At 44.9% G+C, this 26,425-nt stretch carries 18 protein-coding genes; 1 reads left to right on the plus strand and 17 read right to left on the minus strand.

The window, feature by feature from the left end; genetic code table 11:
* Positions 1–31 precede the first annotated feature (31 nt).
* The 3 genes from H8796_RS15440 to H8796_RS15450 all read right to left on the minus strand — a co-directional run bounded on the left by H8796_RS15440 (position 32) and on the right by H8796_RS15450 (position 2,202).
* Positions 32–946 carry a DMT family transporter gene (locus tag H8796_RS15440; RefSeq protein WP_117937354.1) on the minus strand — a complete coding sequence of 305 codons (915 nt, stop codon included), beginning with the start codon at positions 944–946 and terminating at the stop codon, positions 32–34.
* Between the two features lie 69 nt (positions 947–1,015).
* Positions 1,016–1,585 (minus strand): Crp/Fnr family transcriptional regulator, encoded by a 570-nt coding sequence (locus tag H8796_RS15445; protein ID WP_008999156.1) that lies wholly within the window; start codon positions 1,583–1,585, stop codon positions 1,016–1,018.
* A 179-nt stretch (positions 1,586–1,764) separates the two neighbouring features.
* Positions 1,765–2,202 carry a DUF6078 family protein gene (locus H8796_RS15450; RefSeq protein WP_008999157.1) on the minus strand — a complete coding sequence of 146 codons (438 nt, stop codon included), beginning with the start codon at positions 2,200–2,202 and terminating at the stop codon, positions 1,765–1,767.
* A gap of 278 nt (positions 2,203–2,480) precedes the next feature.
* Between H8796_RS15450 and H8796_RS15455 the strand changes: the two genes are divergently transcribed.
* Positions 2,481–2,963: a DUF456 domain-containing protein gene (locus H8796_RS15455; protein WP_117936934.1), complete on the plus strand. Its 483-nt coding sequence runs from the start codon at positions 2,481–2,483 to the stop codon at positions 2,961–2,963.
* Between the two features lie 109 nt (positions 2,964–3,072).
* Here the strand turns inward: H8796_RS15455 and rpiB are convergent, their stop codons facing one another.
* The 14 genes from rpiB to H8796_RS15525 all read right to left on the minus strand — a co-directional run bounded on the left by rpiB (position 3,073) and on the right by H8796_RS15525 (position 26,306).
* On the minus strand, positions 3,073–3,507 hold the full coding sequence (gene rpiB, locus H8796_RS15460) for a ribose 5-phosphate isomerase B (protein WP_004309178.1): 435 nt from the start codon (positions 3,505–3,507) through the stop codon (positions 3,073–3,075).
* A complete protein-coding gene (locus H8796_RS15465; RefSeq protein ID WP_117936932.1) occupies positions 3,507–5,516 on the minus strand; it encodes a transketolase in 2,010 nt (669 codons plus the stop codon). Before H8796_RS15465 ends, rpiB begins: the two co-directional genes overlap by 1 nt.
* Positions 5,517–5,658: 142 nt before the next feature.
* Positions 5,659–7,203, minus strand: coding sequence for an alpha-N-arabinofuranosidase (locus H8796_RS15470; RefSeq protein ID WP_117936931.1), 1,545 nt, complete (start codon positions 7,201–7,203; stop codon positions 5,659–5,661).
* Positions 7,204–7,270: 67 nt separating this feature from the next.
* Complete coding sequence (locus H8796_RS15475) at positions 7,271–9,673, minus strand: glycoside hydrolase family 127 protein (protein WP_117936929.1); 2,403 nt, start codon at positions 9,671–9,673, stop codon at positions 7,271–7,273.
* A gap of 113 nt (positions 9,674–9,786) precedes the next feature.
* Entirely contained in the window at positions 9,787–11,382 is a 1,596-nt protein-coding gene (locus tag H8796_RS15480) for a xylulokinase (protein ID WP_117936927.1), read from the minus strand.
* A 101-nt stretch (positions 11,383–11,483) separates the two neighbouring features.
* Positions 11,484–13,010 carry an L-arabinose isomerase gene (gene araA, locus H8796_RS15485; RefSeq protein ID WP_117936925.1) on the minus strand — a complete coding sequence of 509 codons (1,527 nt, stop codon included), beginning with the start codon at positions 13,008–13,010 and terminating at the stop codon, positions 11,484–11,486.
* A 52-nt stretch (positions 13,011–13,062) separates the two neighbouring features.
* On the minus strand, positions 13,063–13,749 hold the full coding sequence (locus H8796_RS15490; RefSeq protein ID WP_008648247.1) for an L-ribulose-5-phosphate 4-epimerase: 687 nt from the start codon (positions 13,747–13,749) through the stop codon (positions 13,063–13,065).
* A gap of 5 nt (positions 13,750–13,754) precedes the next feature.
* Complete coding sequence (locus H8796_RS15495) at positions 13,755–14,432, minus strand: NUDIX domain-containing protein (RefSeq protein WP_117936923.1); 678 nt, start codon at positions 14,430–14,432, stop codon at positions 13,755–13,757.
* A gap of 9 nt (positions 14,433–14,441) precedes the next feature.
* Positions 14,442–16,187, minus strand: a complete 1,746-nt coding sequence (locus tag H8796_RS15500; RefSeq protein WP_008999165.1) for a sodium:solute symporter — start codon at positions 16,185–16,187, stop codon at positions 14,442–14,444.
* A 31-nt stretch (positions 16,188–16,218) separates the two neighbouring features.
* On the minus strand, positions 16,219–17,358 hold the full coding sequence (locus H8796_RS15505; RefSeq protein ID WP_117936921.1) for an aldose epimerase family protein: 1,140 nt from the start codon (positions 17,356–17,358) through the stop codon (positions 16,219–16,221).
* A 170-nt stretch (positions 17,359–17,528) separates the two neighbouring features.
* Entirely contained in the window at positions 17,529–19,457 is a 1,929-nt protein-coding gene (locus H8796_RS15510) for an arabinan endo-1,5-alpha-L-arabinosidase (protein WP_117936919.1), read from the minus strand.
* 34 nt (positions 19,458–19,491) lie between these two features.
* Positions 19,492–21,273, minus strand: coding sequence for a hypothetical protein (locus H8796_RS15515; RefSeq protein ID WP_117936917.1), 1,782 nt, complete (start codon positions 21,271–21,273; stop codon positions 19,492–19,494).
* A gap of 32 nt (positions 21,274–21,305) precedes the next feature.
* Positions 21,306–23,057, minus strand: a complete 1,752-nt coding sequence (locus tag H8796_RS15520; RefSeq protein ID WP_117936915.1) for a RagB/SusD family nutrient uptake outer membrane protein — start codon at positions 23,055–23,057, stop codon at positions 21,306–21,308.
* Between the two features lie 39 nt (positions 23,058–23,096).
* The gene (locus H8796_RS15525) at positions 23,097–26,306 is read right to left on the minus strand and encodes a TonB-dependent receptor (RefSeq protein ID WP_117936913.1); all 3,210 of its coding nucleotides are present in this window, start codon (positions 26,304–26,306) and stop codon (positions 23,097–23,099) included.
* Positions 26,307–26,425 lie beyond the last annotated feature (119 nt).

Genomic DNA, 26,425 nt, shown 5'->3' on the forward strand with positions numbered 1-26,425 from the left:
ATGCTTCACCCGCCTCTTCACCAGAACTTCCTTAATGTGACTGAACAATTTCTTTCTCTGGTATCTTCTGCGATTTCTTTCGTTGGTCGGCTAATATGACAATAATGACAGATAGTAATATAAGTAATAAACCGGCCAAAGATTGAAATGAAAAATGTTCCGCAAAGACTAATACTCCTACAACAACTGCAACCAGCGGTTCCATCGAGCCAAGGATGGCTGTTGTGGTGGAGCCTGCATACTTCACTGCTAAAATCAACGTCAAATCCGAGATGACTGTTGATAGAAATGCCAGTGCAAGGATATATAATCCGGCTTTTGTACCCGGAATGGCAGATATTCCCGTTGTACACAGACTATAGATAAAGAAGATGATGCAGCCGCCCAGGAGTACATAGAATGTAAGTACTTCAGCAGGCAGTTTACCTAAACCCGATTGATTCAGGGCAACAATATATATCCCGTAGGTCAATATGGTAAGAGCTGCCAGTCCGACTCCCATTAATCGAATACTGCTTCCTCCCGACCAGCACATGAATGCAACGCCTATCAATGATAGTGAAGCTGCCAGGAACAAAGCCTTTGATTTTTGCTCCTTAAAAAATACTACCATCAGGAAGCTGACGCATATAGGGTAGAGGAAGTGAATCGTTGTAGCCACTCCACTGCTTATATAATGGTAGGAATAAATAAGGAACAACGCTGTTAGAGCATACAAAGCACCTAACCCAGTGATGGAAATCAGATGTTTCATATTGACACTTAAAGGACTTTTATGTATGAGGCATACTGCTCCCATCATAAGAGTTGAAAACAGAAAACGATAAAAAAGAATGTTGGATTCATTCATCCCCATATCTCCCATTAGTGGGATAGTGAATAATGGAATGAGACCAAATGTGCCTGATGAAATCATGGCATAAATAATACCTTTTAAACTTTTCATATCATACGTATTTAAAATTTGAGCGCAAAGGTAGGCCAACCGGAAGAACGAAAAGTTACCAAAGGGTAATTAATAAATATCGGCTCTGATTCTGCTCAAAGACTGTGGAGTTATATCCAGCCATGCGGAAAGATCTCTCATAGACAATCTTTGTACAAGTTGAGGCATTTTCTCAAGTAAGTACTGATATTGCTCTTTCTTACTCATCCAGTGGATGGATGAAAAATAGGAAGAAGATACTGCAAGCCATTCCTGGAGAAGCATTCTTCCCCAATTGGATAGATTAATAGATGTTCCAAATAGGTCAGCCAAGTCTTTACGGGAGATTCTCCACAAAATGCAATCGTCTATCGTCTCTAAAGTGTATAAGGATTGTCCGCTATGAATCAAATCGGGTGAACTAAAAGGAACCTCATTCTCTAGTGCAAAGAATACGATAAATTCTCTGCCTTCTCTGAAAATTGTACTTTTTACGATCCCTTTCTCTACAAAATAGATATAATGATCTGCTTGACCCTCCTGCAGGATGGTCTCTTTCTTTTTCAGAGAAAGCCTTGTAAACTTTTCAAGTAATATATTTATGTCTTTCTCGAAAAGCCCGTACTTGTCATTTAGTATTTTTCTGATGTTTGTATTCATAATATAAAAAAAACAAAGATACATCGTACAATGTTGGCATGATCCGAGTCTTTTTCTTGTTTCATGCCTTGAAACTATTAGTTTCTCGGTGTGAAACTACTGGTTTCCCGGTGTGAAACTTTTAGTTCTACGGCATGAAACCAAAAGTTTCACACCGGGAAAAACTATTTAGAGTAGCTTTACCAATTATATTCGTCAGTGTAACTGTCAAAGGCAGGTTCTTCCATAATTCCTTTCCGGCGGAAGAGTTGACAGATGAAGGCTTGGTCATTGGGAGTGATGGGACGTTCTTCCCGGTAGAAACGGTAATAAAGGTTTTTGCCGAAATGACTTATCAGTTGGTTGCGGATACTGGTTCCATCTTTGAAGGGTACTTTATCCAATAGATGACTGATTCCCCAAGCTACGTGCATTTTTTCGGCAGTCTTGAAGTAAGGACAAGCAGTGCTGTCGGTCGGAATACTGACGGGATTTACGATGCTGATAAAAGAAGTATCGGCTGTGGTATGTAATGCTGCGACATGGCGCAGGCAATCGGGTGCTTTCGGACAGTGTTCGTTGAAACAACGGGCATAGTTGTAAGGTACCGGTTTGTTTTTTAATTTGTTATCGTTCATTTTTTTTATTATTGAATCGCTTGGTTGACAAAGGTAGGCTTTTTTATATTAGGAGGGGAGGTTTGAAATAGAAAAAATGCCCGGATGTGTAAATCAATGATACCGTCGATGACAGATTCATTGTGAAACAATGGTGAAGGGTGTGCCCTTCACCTGCAATCTCCGATGAATAAAGCGATGGCAGGAGAAAGGTGAAGGGAGGGGAAATAATTATTGATGTTAGCTTGTATTTACTGAAAGTTACTGTATTTTTGTGCAGATATTAAAATGTATAGACTATGCTGGACATTATTTTGATTGTGATTAGTGCCCTTTGTATGATAGCTGGGTTAGCAGGTTGTATCCTTCCGTTTCTTCCCGGTCCTCCCATTGCTTATTTGGGATTAGTCATTCTTCATTTCACGGATAAGGTGGAATATACTACGACACAATTGATCGTTTGGTTATTAATTGTAGCTGTATTGCAGGTGTTAGATTATTTTTCGCCAATGTTCGGGAGTAAGTATAGTGGCGGTAGTAAATGGGGAAACTGGGGATGTATTATCGGAACGCTAGTCGGACTTCTTTTCTTACCTTGGGGTATTATTCTCGGGCCTTTCCTCGGAGCTGTGATTGGTGAGCTATTGGGGAATAAGGAATTCTCTCAGGCACTTAAATCCGGATTCGGCTCATTAATCGGATTCATATTGGGAACTTTGCTGAAGTTTGTTGTTTGCGGTTATTTCTGTTATCAGTTTATTGCCGGTTTGTTTTTTAGATGATATGTAAGGATGGATCTTATTTCATTGGTTTATATGATATTTACATAAAAATAAAGCTGCCCTTCAGAAAGAAGAACAGCTTTACTCATATTTGATTTATCTTCAGGCTTTATTTTACCGGAATTTTATCAATACGGTTCTGATGGCGACCACCGTCAAATTTTGTAGAGAAGAACTCTGTCAAAATCATATCCGCTTCTTCAGTGCTGATGAAGCGTCCCGGCATGACCAGAACATTAGCGTCGTTGTGCTGACGAGCCAAGTGCGCAATTTCTGCATTCCAGCAGAGAGCAGCACGAATTCCCTGGTGCTTGTTCAGCGTCATATTGATTCCGTTTCCACTGCCACAGATAGCGATACCGGGATAACATTCTCCCGATTCCACTGCAAGAGCCAGCGGATGAGCATAATCCGGATAGTCTACGCTAGCGGTAGAGTTGGTTCCGAAATCCTTGTAAGCCCAGCCTTTTACTTCCAGCCAGCCGCGAACATATTCTTTCAGTTCAAAACCGGCATGGTCGCATGCTAATCCGATTGTTTTCATTAGAGCATTGCTTTTACTTGGTTATATACGTTCTCGGCAGTAAATCCAAGTTTCTCATCCAATACAGTGTAAGGAGCAGAGAAACCGAAAGATTCCAATCCCCAAACTTTACCGTGGCAACCTACCAGACCTTGAAGAGTGACAGGCAGACCGGCAGTCATACCGAAAATCTTCGCATCTGCCGGAAGGATAGCTTCCTGATATTCTTTCGGTTGGTTACGGAACAGACCTTCAGACGGAGCAGATACAATGCGTACCTTTACGCCATCTTTGCGAAGCAATTCTGTACCGGCTACCAATGTAGCAACTTCAGAACCTGAAGCTACCAGGATTACATCCGGGTTTTCATCAGAACCTGCTACGATATAAGCACCCTTAACTGCCTGTTCGTAATCAGTTCCTGCCGGTAAGTTGGCAATATTCTGGCGAGAGAAGATCAATCCTGTCGGAGTGGACATATTTTCCATGGCAAGTTTCCATGCAATAGTTGTTTCTTCTGCATCTGCCGGACGAAGTACCAACATAGAGTTGTGTCCCTTGTGGTTCTTCAGTTTTTCCATCAGGCGGATTTGTGCTTCCTGTTCTACCGGTTCGTGAGTAGGACCGTCTTCACCTACGCGGAATGCGTCGTGTGTCCAGATGAATTTCACCGGTTGTTCCATCAAAGCAGCCATACGTACGGCAGGTTTCATGTAATCGGAGAATACGAAGAATGTACCGCAAGCAGCGATTACACCACCGTGGAGTGACATACCGATACAGATACAAGCCATCGACAATTCTGATACACCTGCCTGGAAGAATGCTCCGCTGAAATCACCTTTCTTGAAAGAATGAGTCTTTTTCAGGAAACCGTCAGTCTTGTCAGAGTTAGAAAGGTCGGCAGAAGCAACGATCATGTTTTCTACTTGTGTGGCAAGTGCGCCCAGTACAGTGGCAGATGCAGCACGAGTAGCGCTACCAGCTTTCTGTTCGATAGCAGCCCAGTCCACTTTCGGAGCTTTGCCCGAGAAGAAAAGTTCCAGTTTGGCAGCTTGTTCCGGGTTTGCTTTCGCCCATGCAGCTTTTGCAGCATATTTTTCAGCTACAATTTTCTTCAGCTCTTCCGCACGTTTTGCATACAGTTCGGCTACTTCCGGGAATATAACGAACGGGTTAGTAGGATCACCACCCAAATTCTTGATTGTATTTACATAAGCGTCGCCACCGAGAGGAGCACCGTGCGTAGCGCAGTTGGCTTCATAGCTGCTGCCGTCTGCCTTGCGTGCACCTTTACCCATAACCGTTTTACCGATAATCAGTGTCGGGCGTTCTTTTTCAGCCTGTGCTTCTTTGATTGCTGCGCGGATTTCATCAGGATCATTACCGTTGATGCTAAGTACGTTCCATCCCCATGCTTCATATTTCATGGCAGTATCTTCAACGGTTACATCTTTCGTTTCAGTAGAAAGCTGGATATCGTTGGAGTCATAGAACATAATCAGGTTGTCCAGTCCCAGTGCACCGGCAATACGTCCGGAACCTTGAGAGATTTCTTCCTGGATACCACCGTCAGAGATGTAAGCATAGATTGTTTGATTCATCACCTCGTTGAAACGGGCTTTCAGGAATTTGGCAGCGATGGCAGCACCCACAGCGAAAGTGTGTCCTTGTCCCAACGGACCGGAAGTGTTTTCAATGCCACGCATGATGTCCACTTCAGGATGTCCCGGAGTAGGACTTCCCCATTGACGGAATTCTTTCAGTTCGTCCAAAGTGAATTTACCTGTCAATGCCAGTGTAGAATAAAGCATCGGAGACATATGGCCAGGGTCCAGGAAGAAGCGGTCACGTCCTTCCCAACGGGGATTTTCAGGATCGTATACTAGAAACTCAGAGAAGAGTACATTTACAAAATCAGCACCACCCATGGCGCCACCCGGGTGACCGGAATTGGCTTTCTCAACCATTGAAGCAGCAAGAATACGGATGTTATCCGCTGCACGATTCATAAGTTTGTTATCGTTCATATCATTAAAATTTAATTGATTTCTGTCAGATTGTTCGCAAAGATAACTCTTTATGTGGATTTAACAATCCAAAAGAGCTATCTTTTTTATCGACAATTTTACGGTCTTCTTGTTTGTGATACAATAAGTAATTGCACTAAAATTACTGTAACTCTAAAGTAACAATGGACTTAGCAGGAAGTTTTACCTTCATTATGCCTTTATTGATTTTTACCTCTTTGAAAGGTGCCGGTTTTACAATATTAGGGTTTTCAAAAGAATTGTAATCGGTCAGTTTTGCAGAGGTCAGAATCTCTCCGACTGCTTTTTTTGCTTTCGTATCACCCAGATTGATGGTGATTTCCTGTGCCTCGTCAGCATCTACATTGGACAGAGAAAGGTGGATCACTCCATCTTTGTTTTTGGAAGCTGTGGCGCTTACCATCGGAACGGTACGGTTATCACGTACACTCATCTTTTCGCAAGTCAGGTCGATGGGAAGATAAGTGGCATCCTGATGTACTTTATACATCTTGAAGACATAATAAGTAGGAGTGAGCACCATTTCTTTGTCTTTCGTCAGAATCATGGATTGAAGTACATTGACAATCTGTGCGATGTTTGCCATCTTCAGGCGGTCTGTGTATTTGTGGAATACGTCAAGGCTTAAAGAAGCAACGAAAGCATCGCGCAATGTATTCTGCTGATACAGATGTCCTTTGATGGTTCCCGGTTCTTCATCCCACCAGGTTCCCCATTCGTCGAGTAAAAGAGCGATCTTTTTGTCCTTGTCATATTTATCCATGATGGCGCAATGTTTCTTGAGCACATCTTCCACTTCCAAACATTTACCCATTGTCCAATAATAATCATCCTTGTTGAATTGAGTGGCTGCTCCTTTGCTGCCGCTCCATCCGGTTACGGTGTAATAGTGGAGAGAAAGGCCGTCCATACGATGTCCTACGCGATTCATCAATACGTCTGTCCAGTTGTAGTCATAATCACTTGCACCACTGGCAATTTTGAACAGACGGTTACCGTCATAGTTGCGGCAATAAGTAGAATAACGACGGTATAAGTCCGCATAATATTCCGGACGCATACTGCCACCACAGCCCCAGCTTTCATTTCCTACTCCCAGATATTTGAGTTTCCATGCTTTGTCACGACCATTCTTACGACGAAGATTGGCCATAGGAGAGTCTCCATCAGAAGTCATATATTCCACCCATTTGGCAAGCTCTTCCACTGTACCGCTACCTACATTTCCACTTACATAAGGTTCACAACCCAGCATTTCGCAAAGATTCAGGAACTCATGTGTACCGAAACTGTTATCTTCAATCGTTCCGCCCCAGTTGTTATTTACCATCTTCGGACGATTTTCTTTCGGACCGATGCCGTCCATCCAATGATATTCATCGGCAAAGCAACCACCCGGCCAGCGCAGAACGGGAACAGCCAAGTCTTTTAATGCATTGAATACATCTGTACGGTATCCCTTAATATTGGGTATATCTGACTTTTCGCCTACCCAAAGACCACCGTAGATACATGAACCCAGGTGCTCGGCAAACTGACCATAGATTTCTTTCGGGATAATTTCTTTGCCTTGGTCGGCATGCACGGTTATGGTAGCACTCTTTTGCGCGGAAAGAGATACTGATGCTGCCAGAAAGACCGTGCTGACTAATAGTTTTGCTTTCATAAATGGTATTTTGTTTAATGATTATATAGATGCTTGATTTTGATGATGGTTATTTCTTTTTGAACGTTTATTTTAGTAAACGCACTTCGTAAATTGCAGGTGTCCATTCCGTTCCGTCAGGGATGAAACGTATCGGACAACTACCTGTATTCAGTTTTTGAGGCAGGGCATAAGAAAGGGTAATAAAGCCATCTTTATCTGCTTCACTGATCGTCGGATTAACAGCCAACTTTTCGTTATTCAGTAGAATAGCCACTTTGTTACGGTCATCTTTCCGTATGGTGATCAGTATGCGGCTTGCTTCCTCTTTTACTTTCAGTTGATAGCCGAACCAACCTTTGGCACGGCGGAAGTGCCGGTCTGTGTTCGTTCCGGTTTCTGCCTGTTCATATTGGATGCCATGGTCGGATTCCGGTTGCTGTTCACCGGGGAAGATAAGATCAATGGTTTGATTAGCTAATTCGGTTGCCTTTCGTTCAGCCGTTGCCATTTCTTCCTGAATAGCTTTGAACAGCTCTTCACTTGCCTGCCGGAAATAAACGGCATAGCGGGAATTATGCAGGCGGAAGAAGGGAACAAGCTCCAATGCTTTGCCTTGTGCAGGATATACGTCTCCGTTGTAGCTGAAAGCGATGCGGCTACCTTGTTCTTTGTGAAGGGACTTACGGATGGAATCGGGATTTCCTATCAACATCGGAACTTCTTGCAAAGGAATTTGTTTGCCATGGGCGATATGTCCGCCACGACTGTCGTCGGCATATAAACCATCGAGGTGTTCAGTGCCTGTGGAAGCTGCAAGAACGATAGGACCGTATAAGAAAGCATAATAATCTTTCTTGTCTGGAATCTGTTCCATAGTGACTCTCATCGGCAAGTTGAAAGTAATGACATCTCCTTTCTTCCATTTGCGGGAAAGAGGAAGATACTGATTACCTTTTGCCATAATGAATATTTTTCTTTTCCCATTGATGCTGATACTATAACCTTTGGATTGGTTAGCCCATTCCGGAATACGTATCATTAAAGTACGTTTTTTCTTAGGAGCTTCATCTATTCGCAAAGTTACCTTACCGTCGTCAGGGAATCGGGTTTCCTGTGTCAAGGTTATGCCTTGTTCTTTCCAGGTTAGTTGCGAGGGGATGAAGAGGTTGATATAGAGCGTATCTTTCTGATGTGCATAAATGAATTCACCGTATTTGGTATGATTCTCCAAGCCTGAACCGACACAGCACCACATGGATGTTTCCGGTTGTGAGTAAACGCGGTAATGTCCTGGACGCATGGGAGTGAAGTATACAAAACCACCTTTGTCCGGTTCCTGCGATGCGAGAATGTGATTGTAAAGTGCACGTTCGTAATAGTTTACGTAGTTGGGGTCAGGCTCTTGTGTATTGTTGGGATTGTGAGAATTCTGATAAAGCATTTTAGTAAGACGGAGCATGTTGTAAGTATTACAGGTCTCCGGTCCTTGAACGTCGTTCAGCATGGACGTGAAGTTGTCGGATGGGTGGAAATGTTCACGGACGCTATTTCCTCCGATGCAGACGGAACGGTGATTGACTACCGTATTCCAAAAGAAACGGGCGGCATGATCCCATTCAGCAGCATGATTCCAACTTTTGTCATCTTGCGAAAGTTCTGCTATTCGTTTGTAGCCGATCACTTTGGGAATCTGTGTGTTGGCGTGCATACCTGTCAGCTTGTCTTCATCTTTGATAAGCGGGTCGAGGATAAGTTTGTGGGAGAAACGGCGGGCCAGTTCCAGATATTTCTTGTCGCCTGTGATTTCAGCTACATCAGCGAAAGTCTCATTTAATCCGCCATGTTCGCTGCGAAGCATATCCTGCATTTGCTCGTCGCTCAAACCGGAAGTGATGTCAATCATCCAGTCTGTAAGGTCAATCAGCATTTTACGTGCCAGATCGCTTCCTGCATACAAGTAAGCATCCCGCAATCCGGCATACGTTTTATGTATGTTGTATAGAGGTACCCATTTGCCGTTAAGGTCGAAACCTCCGGCACGGATTTTTCCTGCTTTTACATCTTTCCAAAGTTGGAGGCTTCCCGGAGTTCCTCCGATGAATCCTGTACCTACAGCTTGCTGTGCACGATGCAACTCATTCAGCATATAGTTGAGGCGGTTGTAGACGGCAGTATCTCCGGTAGCGGCATACATCATGGAGAGTGCGGATAGATAATGTCCGCCGATATGTCCGTCCAATCCGGTATTTTCCCAGTTGGTGTAGCTGGGAGCTTTAGGTTGCAATCCTGCTTCGCGTAGAAAAGGAGCGAGCAGACGGTCGGGGTTTAAGGCAAGTATATAATGTAAATCAGTCTGTTGGGCTTGCCGGAACGGACTATCCAATAGTTTCACATCCTGTAAAGGGAAGTAAGACACCTGTGGAGCGTTTTGTGCTTTAGCTAGTGAGGTGGACAGGGCAAGTGCAAGTATGAACGAGGTGGTTTTCATGATAATAGTCTCCCCTTGTCCCTCTCCAAAAGAGGAGAGGGGATGAGGATGTTTTATGTTAATACTTAAATGATTATGAGAAGAAAAAGCAGAGGAAGCACTCGTGATGAGGCTTATTTAAATTTGACCGCTGCTTCCTCGATAGGCAATCCTGCCTTATAGTTTTCGATGTATGTATTAAAACCGGCTACATCTTCGGGCGTGGGTGATACCTCGACACCGGCATCTCCGACAAATACACTTTCATCCAGGAAGTCGGCAAGAGATTGTTTCTTTTCGTTGTTCACGAGATAAGAACCTAACAAGGCAATCCCCCAGGCACCACCTTCACCGGCTGTTTCCATTACCGAAATAGGCGAGTTGATGGCTGCTGCAAGGATTCTTTGACCTACTCCCTTTGTTCTGAACAGTCCTCCGTGACCTGTAATTCTATCCACTTTGATTTTTTCTTCGTTGAACAGGATATCATTACCAATCTTGAGAACGCCTACTGAAGCGTATAAGTGAGTCCGCATAAAGTTGGCCAGATTGAACTTGTCATTGGCAGAGCGTACAAATAAAGGTCTTCCGTCGGCAAGTCCTGTTACAGGTTCGCCTGAAATATAGTTGTACGAAAGAAGACCTCCGCAATCTGTGTCACCGGTAAGTGCGATATTGTAGAGTTTGCTATAGATTTCATCCATATTTACAGGTATGCCCAGAAGTTCCTGATATTCTTTAAACAGGTTGACCCATGCATTGAGATCGGAAGTACAGTTATTGCAATGTACCATGGCTACGAGGCTTCCGTCAGGAGTTGTAACCATGTCGATCATTTCGTATGGCTTGGACAAGTCTTTCTCTAATACAATCATTGAGAATGAAGAAGTACCTGCTGATACATTTCCGGTGCGCTGTTTCACAGCATTGGTTGCAACCATACCGGTGCCGGCGTCTCCTTCCGGAGGACAAACGGGTATTCCTGCTTTCAAATGACCCGATGCGTCGAGTTTTTTACTACCTTCCGGTGTGAGGACACCTGCATTTTCACCTGCCGATAATACTTTAGGCAGAATATCCTGTAGCTTCCAGCTATATTCTTTCGAAGCAATCAGCTTGTCGAACTTAGCCACCATTTCAGCAGAATAGTTGTTAGTAGTTGGATCTATAGGAAGCATACCTGATGCATCGCCTATTCCCAACACTTTTTCGCCTGTGATCTGCCAATGCACATAACCTGCCAGAGTGGTCAGGAAGTCGATTTCATTAACGTGTGCTTCGTTGTCCAGAATAGCCTGATACAAGTGGGAAATGCTCCAACGCAGAGGGATATTATAGACAAATAGTTCGGACAAAGCAGCCGCTGCGCGGCCCGTATTGGTGTTTCTCCAAGTGCGGAAAGGCACGAGGATTTCTTCTTTTTTGTTGAATGGCATATAACCATGCATCATAGCGCTGACACCGATGGCAGCCAGAGTCTCGATCTCTATGCCGTATGCATTCTTTACGTTCGTACGAAGATCAGCATAACAATCTTGCAGCCCTGACCAGATGGCTTCAATGCTATACGTCCAAAGTCCGTCAACTAACTGGTTTTCCCAAGTGTGGCTACCTTGAGCAATAGGCTTGTTTTCCTGGTCGATCAAGACAGCTTTTATTCGTGTAGAACCGAGTTCTATACCAAGAATAGCTTTACCTGCCTCGATGGTTGATTTTGCATCTAATTTCATGTTGAAATCAATATTTTAAGGTATAACGATCATTATAAAAAAATCAAGTTTCGCAAAAACTTAACGAAATAATTAAGCCATGCGAAACTTGAATAATTGTTTTAGCAAAGTGCTTTATTCAACATGTAATAAACTTCGTTCATGCGCAGTTCTTTCTTGAAGCAGCTGATCGTAGTATCCTTGTTGATATGTACCATTTCGATACCTGCGATTTCAGCATAATCTTCCCAATATTCTGCTGTCAGGTCGTAAGAGAAGCAAGAGTGGTGAGTTCCACCAGCCAGAATCCATGCACCTGCACCTACTTCAAGGTTTGGCATCGGAATCCAGAGAGCAGAAGCAACCGGCAACTTAGGCAGCGGTTTCGGCTCGATACATTCTACGTCGTTCACGATCAGACGGAAACGGTTACCCATATCTACAACAGTAGCAGTGCAGCCTGTACCTACTTTTGAAGTGAAGACCAGACGTGCAGTCTGACTCTTGCGGATACCTATACCGAGGAAGTGTACTTCCAGGCGAGGTTTGTTGGCTGCGATAAGCGGACAGATTTCCAACATGTGTGACTGAAGGATAGAGCTGTTTGCACCATCGAAGTTCAGTGTGTAATCTTCCAGGAATGAACAGCCTTTAGGAAGACCCTGATTCATCACCCATACAGTACGGTAAAGAGCAGCCGATTTCCAGTCACCTTCAGCACCGAATCCATAACCTTCCGCCATCAGACGTTGTGAAGCAAGACCCGGGATTTGATCGAAACCATTGTACTCAATGTCGCCCAAATCGTCGAAGTTGGTAGTAAATCCTTTGGCACCTTTGGCTTTCAGGATAGCGCGCATAGCCAGTTCAGCCTTGGCAGCATTCCATACTTTCTGGTAAGCTTCAGTTGATTTATCTTCCAGAGAAGCATCGTGATCGTATTCCTTGAAGTAAGTAGCTACCAATGCGTCTACCTCTTCATTTTTGATATCCTTATGATATTCCATCAATTCGCTTACCGGACAGTAATCTACGTGGTAACCCATACGTTGTTCAGCTTCCACTTTATCACCATCGGTTACGGCTACGTTGTTCATCTGGTCGCCGAAACGGATAATCAGCATATCCTGTGAATCTGCCCAACCGGCACAAACACGCATCCAAACGGCAATCTTATGCAAAGTCTCTTCCTCTTTCCAGTAACCTACCACTACTTTACGACGGATACGCATACGGGTGCAGATATGTCCGAATTCGCGGTCACCGTGAGCAGACTGGTTCAGGTTCATGAAATCCATGTCCATTGTATCCCAGGGAATTTCCTTGTTGAATTGAGTATGCAGGTGCAACAAAGGCTTCTTCAACTGTTGCAAGCCGTGAATCCACATTTTAGCAGGAGAGAACGTATGCATCCAAGTGATAACACCGACACACTTTTCGTCATTATTGGCTGCTTTGAAAACAGCTTCCACTTCTTTAGAAGAATTAGCTGTTCCTTTGTATACCACCTTTACAGGAAGTTTACCGGATTCGTTCAATCCGTTAACCATTTCATTAGAGTGTGCGTCTACTGCGATTACTGCGTCACCTCCGTACAAAAGCTGTGCTCCTGTTACGAACCATACTTCATATTGATCAAATGCGTTCATAATGTTATTGCTTTAATTGTTATTGTTCTAATTTTTAATCTTTAATTTTTAATTATTTCTGTCCGTAATAAGCATTCGGACCATGCTTGCGGCTGAAATGTTTCTCTATCAGCAGCGGATTCATTGTTAAATTGGGATTCACCGCATAAGCGATACTTGCCATTTTAGCTACCTGTTCCATAACCACAGCATTGTGTACGGCATCGTACGCGTCTTTTCCCCAAGAGAAAGGACCATGATTTTTTACCAATACTCCCGGTGTATGTACAGGGTTCAAGCCTTCAAAACGTTTCACTATCACATTACCGGTTTCCAGCTCGTAAGCACCTTTCACTTCCGCTTCTGTCATATCCGCTGTGCAGGGAATAGCATCATGGAAATAATCTGCATGAGTGGTTCCGATATTCGGAATGTCACATCCGGCTTGTGCCCAGGCTGTAGCATAGGTAGAGTGCGTATGTACCACTCCTCCGATCTCCGGAAATGCTTTGTAAAGCACTACATGAGTAGGGGTGTCTGAAGATGGCTTCAGCCGTCCTTCAACGACCTTGCCATCCAGATCCACTACTACCATATCTTCGGCTTTCATATCATCATAACTTACACCACTGGGTTTGATTACTACCAATCCGCTTTCACGGTCGATGGCAGAAACATTTCCCCAGGTAAAGATGACTAATCCATGCTTTACCAATTCGAGATTGGCATGAAATACTTTTTCTTTTAGTTCTTCCAGCATAATGATTATAATTTAAATTTCGGGTCCTTGCGGTAAGCCTTGCTATTGAACTTATACAAGGCAGCACCACGTTTCGAACCCAGTTTGTCAATTTTATCAGTCTTTTCTATATAATCCATTTCGGCCACTCTTTTACGGAAGTTCCGTTTATCCATCGGTTCGTCGTAAATAGCTTCATATAGACTTTGCAGTTGAGACAACGTAAAGAGTTTCGGAAGCAGATTGAATCCGATAGGTTCCACGGACGCTTTTTGCTTCATCAGTTCCCGTGCTTTTTCCACCATTTCAGGATGGTCGAAGATAAGTGGGGGAAGTTCGTTCATATTCACCCAGTAAGCGTTGTGCTTCTGAACAAGTTTCCGGTCGTATTCATTAATATTGATTAATGCATAGTAAGCTACGGAGATTACCCGTTCACCCGGATCACGTTCGACAGCTCCAAAAGCTCCTACCTGCTCCATATAAACGTTTTCCAGTCCGGTAAGCTCATGCAATACACGTTTGGCGGCATCGTCCACACTTTCATCTTTCTGCACGAATCCTCCCATCAGTGACCATTCACCCATTGCCGGCTCAAAGTTTCTCTTCAACAGGAGCAGGCTGATTTCCCCTTCGGAGAAACCAAAGATTATACAGTCGATGCCGACATAGAAAGTTGGATTGGTACTATAATACTTATTCATATCAGGGTATTACCAGAAGTATATATAAAATAATGCACAAAGAACTACTACACCGATAGAGGTGATAACATCCCACTTGTTCCAGCTTTGCTTGATGAGTGTCTTATAGTCATCAGTAAAGGTGATAGCTTCTATCTGCTTGGCAGTAGGTGCAGGAGTGAAGAATGAAACAACAACCATCAGTACGATCAGGAATACGAGCAGCCATATTTCGAAGATCAGCCAGTTTGTCTGCCAGAACCAGGCAGTACATTCCCAGTACCATCCAGACATCACATCTTTACCTGTATTCGTGAGGATATTGGTCAGCAAACGTACCATACCGATGATAAAACCTACTATCATAGCTGTTTCACCTGCCTTAGGCGTAATCTTCTTGGAGAATATACCGAGGGCGAATACAGCCACCATCGCAGGAGCAAGCAATGACTGGATGCCTTGCAGATAATCATAAAGACTACCCAGACTCTGCATGATAGGTATCCATACAATACCCAGAATTACTACAACAATAGTAGCGATACGACCTACCAACACATAAGTTGCTTCGCTCTTGTCCTTGAACATCGGTTTGTAGAAGTCTTCAGTAAACAAGGTAGCGCAAGAGTTGAAGAATGCTGCCAATGAAGCCACCAATGCCGAAATAAAGCCAATGGTAACAATACCTTTTACACCGGCAGGCAATACGAACTTAACCATTGAACCAAAAGCTGTATCAGGATTATCCAGTACGAAACCGCTTTCCGGACGTGCCGACAATGCAGCAGCTATCATACCCGGTATCAAGAACATGAACACAGGCAAAATCTTGAAATAACCGGCAGCGATAGTACCTCTACGTGCACGTCTCATAACCTCTTCGCTGGATTCACCTTTACGTTGTCCAAGCACACGTTGAACGATATGCTGGTCAGTACACCAGTACCAGAATCCGATAATGGATGCTCCGATAAATACCCAGAAACCTGGATAGTCATCATACATCGGGTCGCCTGTCTCAAAGTGGAACATGTGGTTTGTGCCGTGAGCAACTCCGTCTGTTCCTATATTAAGTGTCTTGGCATACTCTATCATGTGAGTCCAACCGTCGCTGATACTACCGGCTCCAAGTGCAGACAATCCTAAGAAAAGAACAAGGAACGAACCGATAATAAGTATCGGAGTCTGGATAGCAGACAATGTCATAACTCCTTTCATACCACCCAGAACAGTGAAGATTCCCGTAAGAACGATCAGGCCGATAGCACCAAACCAGAATGGCAATCCGAGAAGACTTTCCATGAAGATACCTCCGGTAAATGCTGTTACGCTGACTTTGGTTAATACGTATGCTATGAGGGTAATGATAGACAACCATGAACCTGTAGCAGGAGTATATCTATATTTCAGGAAGTCGGGCATCGTGATGATTTTTCCTAACTTCACGTTCATCAGCTGATAGAACGGTACGAAAAGCCAACCTAAAATAAGGATCATCCATCCCTGCATTTCCCAGTGTGCCATACCTACTCCGGATTTAGCTCCTGTACCGGCAAGTCCTACAAGGTGTTCCGAACCGATATTGGCAGCGAAGATAGCTGCACCGATGATATACCAGGGTTCCCCTTTACCAAACAAATAATCTTCACTGTTAGCGCCTTGTTGCAAACGCTTGTCTTTCTGTATCGAACGCCATACCGCCCATGTGACTGCTAAAATACCGACTACGATGATTACCCAGTCGATCCATATAAACTCGTGTGAATTCCAGTTCATCTTATTCTGCTTTTGTTTTTTTGATATTAAATTATTTCTCTATACCGAATTTGAAAATACATTCACTGTTGTAAGTCTGTCCCGGTTCCAGAACTACAGACGGCCAGTCTGCCTTGTTAGGACTGTCAGGATAGTGTTGTGTCTCCAGACAAACAGAAGCACGCTGGTTATAAACGATACCTTTTTTGCCGGTTACCGTTCCATCGAGGAAGTTACCGGTATAAACCTGTATACCCGGTTCGTTGGTATATACTTCCAGAGTAATGCCGCTTTCGGGTGAAGTGAGTTTGGCTGCCACTTGGGAAAGATCTCCCTTAGTGTTCAATACCCAGTTATGGTCATATCCATTTCCATTCTTTAATTGAACGAAATCATAGTTATTGATTTCCTTACCTACAGCTTTCGGAGTAGTAAAGTCCATCGGAGTGTCTTTAACCGGAACAATTTCGCCTGTAGTCATAAAGGTGCTGTCTACCGGAGTATAGTAGTCTGCATTCACATACATGATATGATCGGTTGAAATTTTAGACGGATCACCGGAAAGATTGAAATAAGAGTGGTTGGTCATGTTGATGATCGTCTTTTTATCAGTAGTTGCGCTATATTTGATGTCGATAGCGTTGTTATCAGTCAGTTTGTAAGTCACTTTAGCTGTTACGTTGCCCGGGAAATTAGCATCTCCATCCGGTGAAATACGAGTCAGCTCCAGTGTTGTCGGATCAATAAGATTGGCTTCATAAACTTGGTACTGCCAGCCTTTCGGACCTCCGTGCAGGCAGTGTCCGTAATTGTTTTGTGGCAACTGGATCGTATCGCCATCCAATACAAAACGTCCCTGGTTGATACGGTTTGCATAGCGTCCGATAGAAGCGCCAAAGTCGCTCGGTACATTAATATAATCAGCAATGCTGTCAAAACCTAAAACTACATCCTGCATCTGACCGTTTTTGTCGGGTACCATGATAGACACGATGCGTCCTCCGAAGTTAGTGATGCATATTTCCATGCCTGCCTTATTCTTTAACGTGTAAAGAGCTGTTTGGGCATTATTCACTTCTGTTTGAAATTTTACCGGGTCAAGACCGGACAAAGTCAGCTCGGAAGCCGGCTTGTTATTGCACGCAGCCAGCATCAGCGCGGCAATTCCTGCAAGTAGAAAATGTTTTTTCATGGTTTTATTTTTAATGTAAATGAGATGCTTATCTTATTTTGGGTGTAAAAGTAACACTTTAGTTTGGTGTATCAAATACACTCTTATATGTTATGCAGCATAAAAGAGAAAAAACTGCTTCCGGATATCAAGATTCCGGAAGCAGTTTCAATAAGCATATCAATGAGCGTTTATTGAACCTTCTTTCCCCAATAAGTCTTTTTATTTCCTTGTGCGGCGTAAACGATGGTATGAGTTCTGGGAGTAGCTTCCCAATCCACTTCTCTTTGTAGATAAAGCACTACTCCGGCACTAGTCGTAATCGTCTGTGAAGCCGCATCGAATGTCCACGATGCATCCTTCCAACTGCCGGAACTAATCTTATGCGTACCGGCATCAAAAGTCAGTGTTTCAGATGTTCTTTGAGTACCAGTGGAGGAAGTCAGAGACAGATGTTCCCAGTTACCGGCAATTTCTTCTTCCGTGATAGGCACTTGTGGCACGGCTCCATATCTCTCCGGCATCACCAAAGGCCAGCCGTTGGCATCCCAGCGGATACTGCGAACGTGTCCCATCATGATAGCGTTGGAGTATTCATTACCCCCGACATTCTCAGGGAAACGTCCCTGTGAAGTATAAAACCAGTTGCCCTCTCCATCCTCGAAAATACCGCAGTGGGAGATACCTACCCATCCATAGCTATTGTTAAACTGATAAGGTGCTGTCAGTATCGGATAGAGTTCTCCGCTTCCCATAGCAGGGGTACCGTCCATATCAACATACGGACCGTCGATGTTGACAGAGCGGCAGACGCGGGTGTTATATTCTACTGCTAGTGTACCATAAGCGAGGAACAGGTAATAATAACCATTGCGGTAAATTACTTCCGGACCTTCCGAAGCTTGCCAACGGCTATCGCCGCGGGTAGCGATAATTTTACCATAACCGGAGTTGTTTTCACCCGTGATGTCCCACGGATTGCCTAGGGTGTGGAGCGGCATACCATCTTCGGGATTCAGTTGCAGGGCAGCAATGCCACTGTGCCATGAGCCGTAGATCATCCAGTGTTCTCCGTTCTCAGTAATAATATAGGTTGGGTCAATAGCATTGATCTTGAAATAACCGTTCCAGTCGCTGGTGCTTACGCGTCCATAGTCTGTTTTGCCTTTATCGCTGGCAGAGCAGACAACAAAACCCTTATCTTCCCAGATATTGCTTGCCGGGTCGGCTGTTTCCATCAGTCCGATGAAAGCACGTTCGGTCCATGAACCGTCGAAGTTTCCGTTATTATCCACTTCCGGTTTGCCCGTTTTGATATAGTTAGTAATCACGATGGAGTAGTACATACGGTATTTGCCAGTGGCAACTTTGCGGGCAACCGGTGCCCAATAACCATAAGAAGGGCTATCGATAGGCTCCAGTCCCATTTCTGCACGGTAGGCGTTCAGCTTCTCTTTAATCCAAGTAGGAGGGGTTTCGGTCATGGTTGCTCCGAGGTATTCCCAGTTGACTAGGTCGCGTGAGCGCCGTGCATGGAAATGTCCGTTACCGGAGTGCGCATTTCCGTAAGAAGCATCTGTCTGATACATATAATAGTATCCGTCATCAGCTTTCATCACTGTGGGGTCGTGTACGTTTGCCAAATTCCATTTACTGCGTTGATTCCAAGCGGCTATGCCTATGTAGTTGTCTTCATAGGCGGGTGCCACATAGTTTTTGAGCTGTTCGTCAAGGCTTTGGCTTTCTGTGGTTGCCGTGAGCACATCCGAGTAGGTATAACGGCTGTTACCATAGACGTAAGCGCGGATATAGTAAGAGGTATTGCCCGTCAAGCCGGAAATCGTAGCGCTGAAATTATCATCGGCATCCACTATATTATCTTTGATAGTTGGGTTCTGGGCATTGACACTGTAACAAAAGCCTTTCTTGACTACCTGATTGATATTGCCGGTGACCGATGAAGTGACAGTCAGCGAAGTGCCTGTGGCTGTAGTTACTTCGGGAGTAACTATGACTATATCACTGTTTCTATTGTATTCGATATTGTCCAGTCCATCGGAGCAAGCTGCAAAAGCAAAGACCGTCAGCAGGGATATTAAGAAAAATGTTAGTTTTTTCATTTGATATGGATGATAAAGAAATTAATAGTTATTCTTATTCATTGAAGACAAGATGAGCCTTCTCGACAGATAATGTAAAACACAGGTCATTGGGATCTATGGTATTGATGCCCAAATAATACTGGGTAGAGGTTTTGCCTTTAGTACCCACCATCACTGCCTGGATGTCAGCGGTGCTATTGCCGCAATTAGTTACATAGACCGTGACTTTGGCTCCATTCATACCGGAAAGCCAAGTGTCCCAGTCGCCTTGTGTTCCGCCATTAACGCAGGCGGCATATCCATTGCCTAATCCGAAGTTGTCGGCGCGAACAAATGCGTATTCGTCAGTAGTTATGCTTTTATGGAGAAATACAAGGAAGTTATTCCAGTTGGCAGCCAAATCACTATAGTTGGTGAAGGTGATATACTTTGTCTTGCCCACAGGTACGTTGAATATGTCGGAAGAGGCTCCGTGGAAGCCCGTTGAGTTGTCTTCGGCTCCTACCATGCTAGTTGTGTTTCTCACTTCAGAAGCTATAGACTTGGAGACGTTAACCTCTACCGTTGCGGTGATTCCTTCTTCAGCAGTAATGGTAACGATCTGCGAACCGGTCTTCACCGGAACGGCAGAGAAGATGAGTCTCGCGTTGTCAATGATTCTTGTACTTTGGTCGGTGTAAGTTGCTGTAACCACCATACCTGTCGGGTCGAAGGCCATCGTCCGGTTCGCCAAACTCTCGGTAGCTGCCGAGGTGTAATAATAGTATTGTGTGTGCGAGGGTGGGGTAGTCACCTCGATGGATGCAATCTGTTCCACTACTTCAAAGGTAGTATTAGCCATAATCGGTTTATCACAATTCTCACCCTTTAAGGTCTTGTTGTAGATGACCACAAGAGTTTTCACACCAGGTTGCTCCATATCAGGGATGGCAGAGATAGAGAGTTCGGCAGCCGGTACAGTTTTGGTCACTCCCTCTTCAAAGGTAACGATGGCCGATACATCGATCATGGCCTCTTCGAGCGGAGTACCTACGTTGACTTGATCAGGTACGTCCTGCAGTACCATCGATACCGGATTCTTGTCTAGAGCAGATGTAAGGCCACCTATAGGGACGATGTTGGTCTGCAAGAAATCGATGTAAGAACCTTCGGGAACTAAGAAGCAGCGGATATTGGTGTTGTTCGCATCTGCATTCAGATTTCCTTCCTTGTATGGTTGCTTGTAAATCTTGGTGGCTACACCGTTGGTCATCTTTATGGTAAAAGCATTTTCATTGGTACGGTCAACGGTGAGTGTCACCTTGCCGCCCAAGCTCTGTACGTTAGGGGCTGCATTGCTGGCATCAGGAGATAGGAGCAATGTGCTTGTGGTGTACTTAAAATAGAGCTTGCCCCATTGCGAGTTGTAAGCTATAGAATCGCTTGTGGCATCAAAACGGATAGCTCCGTATTCAGTGTATCCTGTACCTCCACGATCCACATCGTTGGTGACTACAAGGGCATAGTTCTTGAAATACGTGTTATCGGTCGGGTTGATATGGAGATTGAACACCGCATTCCACTTCTCGCCATCAGGTACCACATAATACTTGGAGAAAGTAGACCACCAACCGGAGGTGAAATCCGTATTTCCGATGGTGTACACATCTTCCTGCATGCCCTCAAGCACTTCATCTTCCGGTTGTTTCTTCGAATCTTCAATTTCCTGTATCTTATCGGAAATCCAGTCGGGGGCGTTTACGTCATAAAGTTTGCCATCCGTGCAGCCTGTCAGTGTCAGTAATCCAAAGGTTACGGAACAGCAAGCGTATGCTATCTTTTTTAGTAATCTCATTGTCTTAAATTTTAATAGGTCTCTAAGTTTATTTACTTGCTTAAATTTACAACCGGACGCACTTTACATCCGCTTTCCCGGAAGTAAGTGGAATTATCTGTACTATAGTTGGCGGAGTTGCCTTTCAGATTCGGGTTGTTGTTCATCAACTGCTGCACAATGGGCAGGAATTCGTGTCCCGATATGTAGGTATCGAAAGTGCTCTTCAGTTCAGGATCGTTTGCTACATCGCTGTAGTTCACAGGATTCTTTACTCCCACTGTAGAGCGGCGTACCGTACCGTGTTCCTTGAGCTGTTTCAAGCGGCTGCTGTCGTAGAAGAAGCCCCAGCGGATGAGGTCGAAACCTCGACCGAATTCGCAGCCGAACTCTTTGGGACGCTCTATGTTGGCAATCTGCTCAAAGAGTTGGTCAGTCGTGTCGAAGTCGGAAAGTTCCAAGTCGGACAAATCAGCGCGATTGCGCACTTCGTTAATCCAGTCGATAGCCTGCTGTGTAGGACCATTGACTTCATTCTCGCACTCGGCAGCGCGGAGCAGCACATCTGAATAGCGCATCAGGCGCAGGTTGATGCCATCGTGCAAGCCTGTAACGATGGTGCTGTACAGACCGGTACGGAGATTCGTGAATTTGGCAATCGGCAGACCACCGTAAGTGTTGTTGGTTACAATATTGTCGGTGGCTGTAAGTTTGTGCGTATAAGCTACATTACCATACTCGAAATCCGCCCAGTCGTTTTCGTAGGTTCCGATGGTCCAATAGAGTCTGGGGTCGAGTTTGCCATTGATAGTACGTTCACTTTTGAAGAGTTGATAGAGCCAGGGCGAAGCCGAGATGTCGGCCCAACCGCCATAGTTACCGGGACCAAAGTTGCTCTCAATAGCCGATCCTTGTGTGGCATTGGGACTTGTATTTACCGGAGTCCACTCGTCGTCGGTGCCTTGCGCTCCATAGTCAAGATACTGCACTTCGAAGAGGCTTTCCGCATTGTTCTCGTATGCCGAACCTTCGCGGAAGTTATCGCCATAGTTGGACATTAGCCGATAGGTGCCGTATTTTTTGCCAATGATGTCTTTCAGCACCGTGAGTGCATCGCTGTATTTTTGACGCATCATGAGGGCGCGAGCATAATAGCCTGCCGCAGCGCCGCAGGTGGCACGTCCACCAGCCCATTCGCCGCCTTCATCACGGGAAGGAAGCAATTCCATCGCCTCGTGGAAATCTTTTTCCACCTGATCGAGCACGTTATCGTAAGTGCTGTTGGTGGTATACAGTCCGTCTAACGAAGAATAGGTGGCATAATCTGTGATGAGGGGCGGATTCTGATAATAACCAACCAAGTTGTAGTACGACAGGCCGCGCAAGAAAAGCACTTGTCCTTTGATGCGTTTCATTTTATTAGAAAGTTGGCTGTTGTCCTCACCGCAACGGGAAATGGCGAAGTTGCACACGTTGATGGTGTAGTACCATTCCCGCCAAGGCCACCACGTGATGTCCGAGGTAACTTCTGCGTTAAGGTCATCGAAAGGCATGTACCACACTTGTGAAGAGTTCCAGGCTTCATCGCCACGGCACACGTCGATGGTGTAGCCTACACGAGCATAGGAACCCTCCATGCGGATATGGTTGTAGGCGGCAATCACGCTTTCCTCCAAATCATCGGCATTAAAGCCGAAAGTACTTGAGGTTTGTTGGTTGGGATTCAACAGATCCATTTTGTCACTGCAAGAAACCAGCGTGCTAAATCCCAAAATGAGAATAAGTGAATATTTATATAGTTTCATAAAATATGTTTTTAGTATTTAGGTACTAGATAGTAACGATTAAAATGTAAAATGAACGCCACACATGAAAGTGCGTGCAGTAGGATAAGAACAGAAGTTGTATCCCGGAGTAAAAGTTCCTCCCGCATAGTCTACATTATAACCGTGATATCCGGTGAATGTGTGGAGATTCTGTGCTGACACGTAGAAACGTACATCTGATACATATTTTCCGAACCACTCGTTAGGGAAATTGTAGCCCAATTCTACATTGGCAATCTTCCAGTAGGCTGCATTCTGAATCTTGCGTGAACTGAAGAGGTCGTTCCAACCCAAGCTGGCGCTGTTGGTGACATAAGTGCGTGGCACGTTGGAAAGATAAGTGCTACCGTCTTCGCTAAAGCGGTTGGCATCAAGCATACCCACCTCTTTGTTTCCCCAGCCGTAGCAAGAGTTAAGCGAGTTGTAGATGTCGTCGCTGACATGATAGTTCAGCGCACCGAAGGTAGCAATGCTTAGGTCGAAGCGCTTGTATTCAAAACGAGCATTGAGACCGAAATGAATCTTAGGCATACCGCTGCCCAGCACCACTTGGTCGTTGGCGTCTACTTTACCGTCGGGTTTACCGTCCGGTCCGCTTATGTCTTTATAGAGGCAGTCGCCAATCTGGGCACCCTCTTGAGTGGCGTGGTTATCCAAGTCTTCCTGCGTGCGGGCAATACCCTCATAAGCCCAGCCGTAGAACTGACCTATTTCTTGGCCTACATTGGTAATATATGCTCCGGAGATATAAGAGTCGGTACCAAAGCCTAACGAAGTCACACGGTTGCGCAACGTGCTTAGGTTGGCCGAAAGTTCATACTTGAAGTCATGATCGCGGTTACGGTAGGTAGCCGAGAACTCAAAACCGGAGTTGTTCATCGAGGCGGCATTCATCGTAACGGTGGTATTGGATACACCGGCTTGTTCGGGCACAGGGACAGCGTACAGCAGGTCTTCGCTGGTGTTCTTGTACCATTCGGCTGTGAACTCTAAGCGATTGTTGAACAAGGCGAGGTCGATACCCACGTTGTAGGTTTTCTTTTTCTCCCATGCCAGGTTATTGTCCACGAAAGTGGAAACGGCAGAACCGGTCACTACGTTACCGTTGAAATTGTAAGTCATATTGTTGCGCGACATGACAGCCTGATACATATACTCACCGATATTCTCGTTACCGAGTTCACCATAGCTGGCACGAACCTTGAACAGGTTTACGACATTCTGGTCGAAGGGGAAGAATTTTTCCTTGTCGAAGCGCCAACCCACAGAGACGGAAGGGAAAGTTCCCCAACGGATATTTCTGGTCAGGCGCGAGCTGCCATCCCGGCGCACTGTTGCCGAGAATAAGTATCTGTCATCGTAATTGTAATTGATACGACCGATGTAAGAAAGGATGGAATGTTTGTATTCGTAGCTTTCAGAATACGTGTCGGAAGCATTCTGGAGCTGTAGAAAATACGGTTCGGTGAAGTTGATTCCCCATCCGGTCAGCAGGTCGGTGTCTTCTTCTTCGTAACTCTGGCCTGCCAATACGTTGATGTGGTGCTTGCCTATCGTGCCATCGTAAGTAATCACATTCTCTATCAAAGCATCCGAATAGTCGCGCGACCCCTTGGTGAGCCGTTCGTTGCTCTTGGACAAGTACACACGGTTACTCTGCACCCATGCGGGAATCCAAGTGAAGTCCTTGCAATGGGTTTTGCTGTAAGAGAGGTTCACTTTATAGTTGAGCTTATGATTTTTGTTATCAACGCCAATCATCTTGAGGATATCCACGTCGGCAGATCCGGTTCCCACGAAACGATCTACGCGGGTGTTACGTTGCAGTAGGTTATTTACCAGCAACGGGTTGGAAGCGGAGATGTCACCATGCACGGTATCGTAGTATACGCCATAGCCGTAAGCGTCATAATTAAAGTTGTTGGCGATTCCTACTAAGTTATCAAGTACCCATGTAGAAGAATCGTATGCCTTGATGGTGGGCTGCATCATTAAGGTACCGCGCAGCACATTGGTTACGTCACCATACAGACCTTGAACGTATTCGGAAGCATTCGAAAGCCCCATATTGTCTTGGTCGGAGTGAGAGTAAACAAGACTGGTCTGGAACTTTATGAATTTGGTCTCCATGGTGTTGTTGACACGCGCCGTGTAACGTTCATAGTTAGGGCCGGCACCTTCGAGAGTTCCTTTTTGGTTGAAATAGTCTAATGATATATTATAGGTGTTATGGGCGCCACCTCCGGAGAGGTTTACATTGTGGTTTTGACGGATACCCGCTTTGAATACTTCATCAAACCAGTTGGTGTTGGTGTCATCTTGGAAATGGTATTTTCCGGTTTCGCTGTCAAGTTTATATCCCGTTGGCAACGGAGTGTTGGAGTTTGCGGCTGCCTGACCGAGGTACTGGCTGTACTGGTCAGCATTCATTACATCATAGACACCTTTAGGAATATTATCCACACCGAAGTAACCATTGTAATCCACTTTCAGTGGTTGGTCTTTTTGTCCGCGTTTGGTGGTGATGATAATCACACCATTGGCGGCGCGCGAACCATAGATGGCAGCAGCCGAAGCATCCTTCAGCACTTGGATGGTTTCAATATCGTTTGAAGAGAAATCGCGGATGGAAGTTCCCATGGGAACGCCGTCGATAACGTAAAGAGGAGAGGTGTCTCCGAAAGACCCGACGCCACGGATGCGAACGGTAGGATCGGCTCCGGGTTGTCCGTCAGAGGTGATTTGTACACCGGAAACCTTACCTTCGAGCATGGTGGAGATGTTGGAGTTTGATGTCTGTTTCAAGGCTTCCGCATCTACCACGGCAACAGAACCGGTTAAGTCGGATTTCTTTTGTGTACCGTAGCCTACGACAACCACTTGCTCAAGCATCTTATTATCGGCTTGCAACTGGATGCTTTCAATAATGGCGCGGTTGCGAACAGCCACTTCACGTTCTTTGAAGCCCACATAGCTAATCAAAAGGGTAGCGTTTCCAGGAACCTCCAGTTGGAAGTTACCGTCTAAGTCGGTAACGGTTCCGCCTTGTCCACCTTTAATCTTGATGGTAGCCCCTGGCATGGGTTCACCTTGTTCGTCGATAACTTGACCACGAACCTTGATAGTCGGAGATTGTGCCACGGTAGCCATTGCAGGTGTAGGATACACCGCCATGCCGCCAAAGGTACACATACTAAGCATTAGGGAAAAAAATAAATGTTTCCTCATTTTTAAAAGTATTAAGGTTGTTAATTTGATAGATTAAATTGTTGTGCAATAGGGGGAAGGTTGGATTTAGCCGAAGCTATGCACGATACGACAGCCATTTTCTTGTCATTCTTCATAAT

Source organism: Bacteroides sp. M10, assembly GCF_014334015.1.
Classification (GTDB): domain Bacteria; phylum Bacteroidota; class Bacteroidia; order Bacteroidales; family Bacteroidaceae; genus Bacteroides; species Bacteroides intestinigallinarum.

Coding starts and splice junctions, on each gene's coding strand:
- H8796_RS15440 (WP_117937354.1), bottom strand. CDS start 946: ATGAAAAGTTTAAAAGGTATTATTTATGCCATGATTTCATCAGGCACA.
- H8796_RS15445 (WP_008999156.1), bottom strand. CDS start 1,585: ATGAATACAAACATCAGAAAAATACTAAATGACAAGTACGGGCTTTTC.
- H8796_RS15450 (WP_008999157.1), bottom strand. CDS start 2,202: ATGAACGATAACAAATTAAAAAACAAACCGGTACCTTACAACTATGCC.
- H8796_RS15455 (WP_117936934.1), top strand. CDS start 2,481: ATGCTGGACATTATTTTGATTGTGATTAGTGCCCTTTGTATGATAGCT.
- rpiB (WP_004309178.1), bottom strand. CDS start 3,507: ATGAAAACAATCGGATTAGCATGCGACCATGCCGGTTTTGAACTGAAA.
- H8796_RS15465 (WP_117936932.1), bottom strand. CDS start 5,516: ATGAACGATAACAAACTTATGAATCGTGCAGCGGATAACATCCGTATT.
- H8796_RS15470 (WP_117936931.1), bottom strand. CDS start 7,203: ATGAAAGCAAAACTATTAGTCAGCACGGTCTTTCTGGCAGCATCAGTA.
- H8796_RS15475 (WP_117936929.1), bottom strand. CDS start 9,673: ATGAAAACCACCTCGTTCATACTTGCACTTGCCCTGTCCACCTCACTA.
- H8796_RS15480 (WP_117936927.1), bottom strand. CDS start 11,382: ATGAAATTAGATGCAAAATCAACCATCGAGGCAGGTAAAGCTATTCTT.
- araA (WP_117936925.1), bottom strand. CDS start 13,010: ATGAACGCATTTGATCAATATGAAGTATGGTTCGTAACAGGAGCACAG.
- H8796_RS15490 (WP_008648247.1), bottom strand. CDS start 13,749: ATGCTGGAAGAACTAAAAGAAAAAGTATTTCATGCCAATCTCGAATTG.
- H8796_RS15495 (WP_117936923.1), bottom strand. CDS start 14,432: ATGAATAAGTATTATAGTACCAATCCAACTTTCTATGTCGGCATCGAC.
- H8796_RS15500 (WP_008999165.1), bottom strand. CDS start 16,187: ATGAACTGGAATTCACACGAGTTTATATGGATCGACTGGGTAATCATC.
- H8796_RS15505 (WP_117936921.1), bottom strand. CDS start 17,358: ATGAAAAAACATTTTCTACTTGCAGGAATTGCCGCGCTGATGCTGGCT.
- H8796_RS15510 (WP_117936919.1), bottom strand. CDS start 19,457: ATGAAAAAACTAACATTTTTCTTAATATCCCTGCTGACGGTCTTTGCT.
- H8796_RS15515 (WP_117936917.1), bottom strand. CDS start 21,273: ATGAGATTACTAAAAAAGATAGCATACGCTTGCTGTTCCGTAACCTTT.
- H8796_RS15520 (WP_117936915.1), bottom strand. CDS start 23,057: ATGAAACTATATAAATATTCACTTATTCTCATTTTGGGATTTAGCACG.
- H8796_RS15525 (WP_117936913.1), bottom strand. CDS start 26,306: ATGAGGAAACATTTATTTTTTTCCCTAATGCTTAGTATGTGTACCTTT.